This window comes from Acinetobacter sp. UBA3025, assembly GCF_002367915.1.
GTDB lineage: Bacteria > Pseudomonadota > Gammaproteobacteria > Pseudomonadales > Moraxellaceae > Acinetobacter.
In genome coordinates this window covers 1-5,877 of the sequence record NZ_DFDO01000095.1, presented here as the reverse complement: position 1 = coordinate 5,877, position 5,877 = coordinate 1, and the positions used below count along the sequence as shown (strand labels likewise).

General features: G+C 43.2%; 6 protein-coding genes. All 6 read left to right on the top strand.

Annotated features, from left to right (window positions below):
* A partial coding sequence (locus tag B4J23_RS03770) for a ribonuclease R family protein (RefSeq protein WP_291358791.1) occupies positions 1-1,424 on the top strand: 1,424 nt, incomplete at its 5' end.
* A 79-nt stretch (positions 1,425-1,503) separates the two neighbouring features.
* Entirely contained in the window at positions 1,504-2,085 is a 582-nt protein-coding gene (locus B4J23_RS03765) for a hypothetical protein (protein WP_291358790.1), read from the top strand.
* A gap of 83 nt (positions 2,086-2,168) precedes the next feature.
* Entirely contained in the window at positions 2,169-4,208 is a 2,040-nt protein-coding gene (locus B4J23_RS03760; RefSeq protein ID WP_291358789.1) for a M3 family metallopeptidase, read from the top strand.
* A 40-nt stretch (positions 4,209-4,248) separates the two neighbouring features.
* Positions 4,249-4,461, top strand: coding sequence for a YheV family putative zinc ribbon protein (locus B4J23_RS03755; protein ID WP_171064841.1), 213 nt, complete (start codon positions 4,249-4,251; stop codon positions 4,459-4,461).
* A 14-nt stretch (positions 4,462-4,475) separates the two neighbouring features.
* Positions 4,476-4,895: a hypothetical protein gene (locus B4J23_RS03750; protein WP_034169654.1), complete on the top strand. Its 420-nt coding sequence runs from the start codon at positions 4,476-4,478 to the stop codon at positions 4,893-4,895.
* Positions 4,896-4,955: 60 nt separating this feature from the next.
* Positions 4,956-5,831 (top strand): DMT family transporter, encoded by an 876-nt coding sequence (locus tag B4J23_RS03745; RefSeq protein WP_291358788.1) that lies wholly within the window; start codon positions 4,956-4,958, stop codon positions 5,829-5,831.
* Positions 5,832-5,877: the final 46 nt, after the last annotated feature.

Genomic DNA, 5,877 nt, shown 5'->3' with positions numbered 1-5,877 from the left:
TCCGATCTCTTAACCCACACGTAGATCGTTTATGTATGGTCTGTGACTTGAAGCTCTCACGTACGGGCCGCGTAACTGGTTATGAGTTTTATCCATCGGTAATGCATTCAAAAGCACGTTTGACCTATACACAGGTAGCGCAATACTTTGACGGTGCAACTGACGCAATTCCAAAAGATCGTGATATTCACAAATCGCTAAATACGCTTTTCCAGCTTTATCAGATTTTGAAAAATTTACGTGCTGATCGTCATGCAATGGAGTTTGAAACCATTGAAACGTACATGACTTTTGATGAGCTGGGCGGAATTAAAGAAATTTTGCCAAGTACACGTAATGAAGCACATAAGCTGATTGAAGAATGTATGTTGCTAGCCAACGTTGCAGCAGCTGAATATGCATTGAAAAATGAAATACCGATGCTATACCGGGTGCATCAACCACCTGAGTTTTCGCGTATCCAGAAAGTTCGTGATTTCGTGAAGTTGCTGGGTCTGCCATTCCCGGAACAGCCAACACAAGCCGATTATCAAGCGGTGATTGAAGCGACCAAAGACCGGATTGATGCGCCAAGTATTCATGCCGTGTTATTACGTTCCATGATGCAAGCCTATTACGGTGCCGACAATGCTGGCCACTTTGGTCTGGCCTATGAAGCGTATACACACTTCACCTCTCCAATTCGCCGTTATCCGGATCTGTTATTACATCGTGCTATCAAAGCTCATTTGAGTAAAAAGCCATATCCAATTTCAGGTGCATCTTTAGATGATGCCGGTGAGCATTTCTCAGCGACAGAACGCCGTGCTGATGAAGCCTCCCGCTCTGTAACGACCTGGCTGAAATGTCACTATATGCAGCAACATCTTGGTGAAGAGTTCGTCGGAATTATCAGTGCAACGGCTGAATTTGGTTTGTTTGTCACGCTGAAAGACCTCTATGTCGATGGTATGGTGCATGTTAGCCAGTTGGGCGATGACTTCTTTGTCTTTGATCAAAGCAGCCAGAGTCTGGTCGGCCAGAACCATGGCCAGATCTTTGGTCTGGGTGATGAAGTCAAGATCAAGGTCGCTGGAGTCAATCTGGAAGAACGCAAAATTGACTTTGAATTGATCCAGCAACTGACTCATGCGGGTCGTCCAATTCGCGCCCGTGCTCCACGTGTCGCAGAAAAAAAACCTGCACCACGTCCGGAAGCAAAAGAGGAAGTCTTCAATAATCATGAGCGTGCGCAAAAAGCCCAGCCCAGTGATGATGGAGAACAGCCCATACGACGCAAAAAAGACAAATCCAAGCCCAGTTCCTACAGCAAAAAGCCTGCTAAAAAATCTGCAGGAAAGTCTGAAGCAAAGGCTAAAGATAAAGTAAAGAAAAAAGCTAAGATCAAAAAGAAAAAGTCGAATGCAAAAGCCAAGACTGAATAATTTCTGATGATCATAAAAAGAGCGCTACGGCGCTCTTTTTTATTTTATAATTCAGTTAAATAACGACTAAAAAAATATCATGCTTATTGCATCAAATAATAAACAGCATTTACATATCTATGCGATTCTAATTTTTACGATTTTGATCCTCAGTGACTTTATTGCACTCAAGTATTTTAATTTTGTAGCAACGCCACTTACGAATTATTTTGCATTGATTATAAGCTGTGTCATATGTATTGGAATATTGCTGTATTTTATAAGACTCAAACAGCATGGTTTATCGTTTCCACCTTATCATTGGCGTAATTTCAGAAAGTGCCCCAAATTTTATAGTCTTTTTATCTTTCCTTCGGTCATGATCTCAGCACTTTGGATTAATCTGACCACCTATCCACCCTATCTTTATACGAAGCTAACAGGCGAAACTAACAGTATTTCGATTACTACTCAGGCTGGGAAATTCAAAGGTGTTCGAAATCATATCTCTTATGCCTTTGACACAGAATATAGACATTTACCGGTTATGGAGTTATCTGCTTCTGAGTTTCTGCTTTATCAAAATAAACCCGTTGAACTACAGCTTAAGCTTACAACAAGTAATTTAGGCAGCATTGTGCATGAAATTCAAGAGATCAGGATCCAGTCTGAAGTCGAATAAATAATACCGTCGTATGCTTGATTTCCCTGCCAATAAGCCCTACATCTAGATTTAACACAGGAAATGACTTCGGCAGAAACGACATGACATTAGAAAAAGCAACTTTACCCGTTCCACAATTCGATCAGATTACGCTGGCAGATCTTAAACAAAAAATTGAAAACTGCATTCAGCAAGGTTTGCAATTTCTAAATGAACTGAACCAGACACCTGATACTGTCCAGGAACAACTTGCGGTCCTGAAACAGGTTGATACGCTAGAAAATAATATGAGCGAGTCCTGGGGTGTTTTGTCGCATCTGAACGCAGTCATGAATAATAGTGAAACCCGTGATGTTTATCAGGCATTATTACCGGGTCTAAGTGATTACTATACGCAGCTAGGCCAGCACACAGCGCTATATCAAACCTATCAACATATACAGGATGCACCGGTCTTCAATGAACTACCGGAAGCCCAGCAAAGTGCGATTAAACTGGCACTACGTGACTTTAAATTGTCAGGCGTAGCTCTAGAGGGTGAAGCAAAAAAACGCTATGCAGAAATTTCTGCACGTTTGTCACAGCTTTCCTCAGATTTCTCCAACCATGTACTGGATGCAACTCAAGCTTATTTCAGACCGCTTAAGGAAGAAGAATTAGCGGGGCTGTCTGAAAGTAATATTGAACTGTTAAAACAATATGGCCAGCAACGTGAACTGGATCAGCCGGTTGCTACTTTAGATTTCCCGTCTTATCTGGCCATTATGACTCATGCCGAAGATCGTGGCCTGCGTGAAGAACTCTATAAATCCTATACCACACGCGCGTCAGATCAGTCCGAACAGACTGAATTTGACAATACAGCCATCATGGAAGAAATCCTGAAATTACGTCAGGAAATGGCAGCACTATTAGGCTTTAATAACTATGCCGAATATTCACTGGCCAGCAAAATGGCGCCAAATGTCGAAGCTGTTGATGAATTCCTGCGTGATCTGGCGGAACATGCCCGTGCGCCTGCTAAACAGGAAGTGGCTGAACTGAAAGCCATTGCTGCTAAAGATGGCATCACAGAATTAAAGCCTTGGGACAGCAGTTACTATTCTGAAAAGCTGAAAATGCAGCAGTTTAATCTGTCTCAGGAATCGCTAAAACCCTACTTCCCGGCTCCAAAAATTCTGCAAGGCCTGTTCAGTATCCTGAAACGTTTATATGACATTCAGGTGGTTGAACGTGAAGCGCCTGTTTGGCATCCAGATGCACGTTATTTTGAACTGGAAGACCAAGGCGAAGTGATTGGCGGTTTCTATTTTGACCTCTATGCGCGTCAGGGCAAACGTGGCGGTGCCTGGATGAGCGGCTTCCGGTCACGCATGCAAATTGCTGAAGGTCTGCAAAAACCGATCTGCTATATGGTGGCAAACTTTACTCCACCAGTCGGTAACCGCCCTGCACTACTGACTCATGATGAAGTGATTACCCTGTTCCATGAGTTTGGTCACGGTCTGCATCATATGCTGACAGAAGTAGACAATATTGCTGTGGCTGGTACACACGGCGTGGATTGGGATGCTGTTGAGCTACCAAGCCAGTTTATGGAATTCTGGGCTTGGGATCAGGACAGTTTAAACCTGCTTAGCGAACATATCGAAACCAAGGAAGTCTTACCTGCTGACTTGTTAAAAGCCTTACTGGATGCTCGCTTCTTCCAGTCCGGTATGCAAACTTTGCGTCAGCTGGAATTTGCTTTATTCGATCTGACCATTCACCGTGCCAATCCGGCATTGAATGCTGAACAGATTCAGACAACCTTGAACGAAATTCGTGAGAAATACGCCGTTTTACCCACTACAGCATATAACCGGTTCCAGCACAGCTTTAGTCATATCTTCGCGGGTGGATATGCAGCGGGCTATTATTCTTATAAATGGGCAGAAGTTTTGGCCAGTGATGCCTTCGATCGCTTCGAAGAAGAAGGAATTTTTAACACTGAAACCGGAAAGCAGTTTAGACAAAAAATTCTAGCAGTTGGCGGAAAAGACACAGCACTTGACGCATTTATCAATTTCCGCGGACGCGAGCCAAAAATAGATGCTTTGTTACGTCATCAAGGTTGGACGAACCGCTCTAAAAACGCTTAAACTACGTTTTTAAGTAAATCACAGGGTGAGTATGATGGCTATCAAACGTCGTTTCATTGCAGGCGCAAAATGTCCTAAATGTCAGGCGTTAGATCGGATCGTTATGCTGACCTCTGGTGAAGCTGAATGGATTGAATGTATCGAATGTGGGTATGAAGAAAACCGTCCTACCCATATCGAGGAACCTGAGTCACCAGCCGTTCCGGATGAAATTGGTGTGATTCAGTTTAAACCCCGTCAGCCAAAAGAATAATTTCGGGAACCTAAATGACTCTAGATCATCGACAAAATCCTAAACTTTTATGGGGAATAGTGAGCGGATTAATTGTTGTGATTATTGCCGTTTTAATAATTACACAGTTTTTTCTCACGCAAAATGAAACATTACCAGCACATCAGGGTGACTTGATGCATGCACCGGTGACACAAGCCGCACCTAAAGCAGAACCTGAACCGGAAGAAATTGTGCCTACTTCTGAAAATGTTCTGGTCGATGCCTCTATTATAAGAGAAGAAGTCACTGAGAATGCCACTTTGGCGAAAGAAGAAATTGCCAAACTGGAAGATATTCAGCAACAGCTCAATGAGCAGGAAAAAAGCCTGAAGCAACAGCATAGTGATGCGGATGAGCTGATTAAACTCAAAGAGGAACAAATCAAGTTACTCGAAGCACAACTGGCACAATAGGCGGAATGAGTTAGGGATTTTCAGCTAGAATATCCACAGATTTTCTAGCTAAGTTCCCTCATGAGTGTAGCCTCTCCCTCGCATCTGGTTAAGGCAATTGTCTTTCTGACCTGTTCCGCCTTCTTGTTTTCAGTCATGGGCGTCTGTATCCGCTTTGCCTCACACACCGTTGACAATGCCACTGTGGTATTTTTCCGGAATTTTGTCGGCCTGTTTATTTTTCTTCCTTTAATCTTCAATAAAGGCATTAGCTTTTTTAAAACTGAAAAACTCTGGATGCACACCTGGCGTTCTGTCGCAGGTCTGACGGCGATGTATGGCTTTTTCTATGCCATTGCACATTTAAAGCTCTCCAATGCCATGGTCTTTACCTATTCCTCACCAATTTTTATTCCGCTGATTGCTTGGCTGTTTCTAAAAGAAAAAGTCACTCAAAGCATGTTACTGGCTGCTGCGATCGGTTTTATTGGCGTGTTGTGCGTGGCTAAGCCTGATTCCGGTTTATTTAACCTGATGTCCGTGATTGGCTTGAGTGCCAGCTTCTTGGCTGCTATGGCTTTTGTCACGGTTCGTGCACTGACTCAGACCGAACCACCAGAACGGATTGTGTTTTATTTCTGTTTGATCGGCACCCTGATTTCCATGATTCCAATGTTCTGGCATTGGCGTCCTTATACCCTGACTGAACTCGGTTATTTAATTGCAGCCGGTTTATTGGCAAATACCAGCCAGTTATTTCTATCCAATGCTTATAAACTGGCGCCTGCTGGTCAGATTGGACCAGTGAACTATATTGCGATTTTCTTTGCTGGCTTATGGGGCTATTTATTCTGGGAAGAAATTCCTGATCTCTATAGCCTGCTCGGACTAGGACTGATTTTTTGTGGGATTTTACTGTGTAGTCCTGTTTTACAAAATAAGCTTAGGCTGCGTTAAGGCTACAACAAAAAAAGCACCCGAAGGCACTGCTGTCCCATAGTTT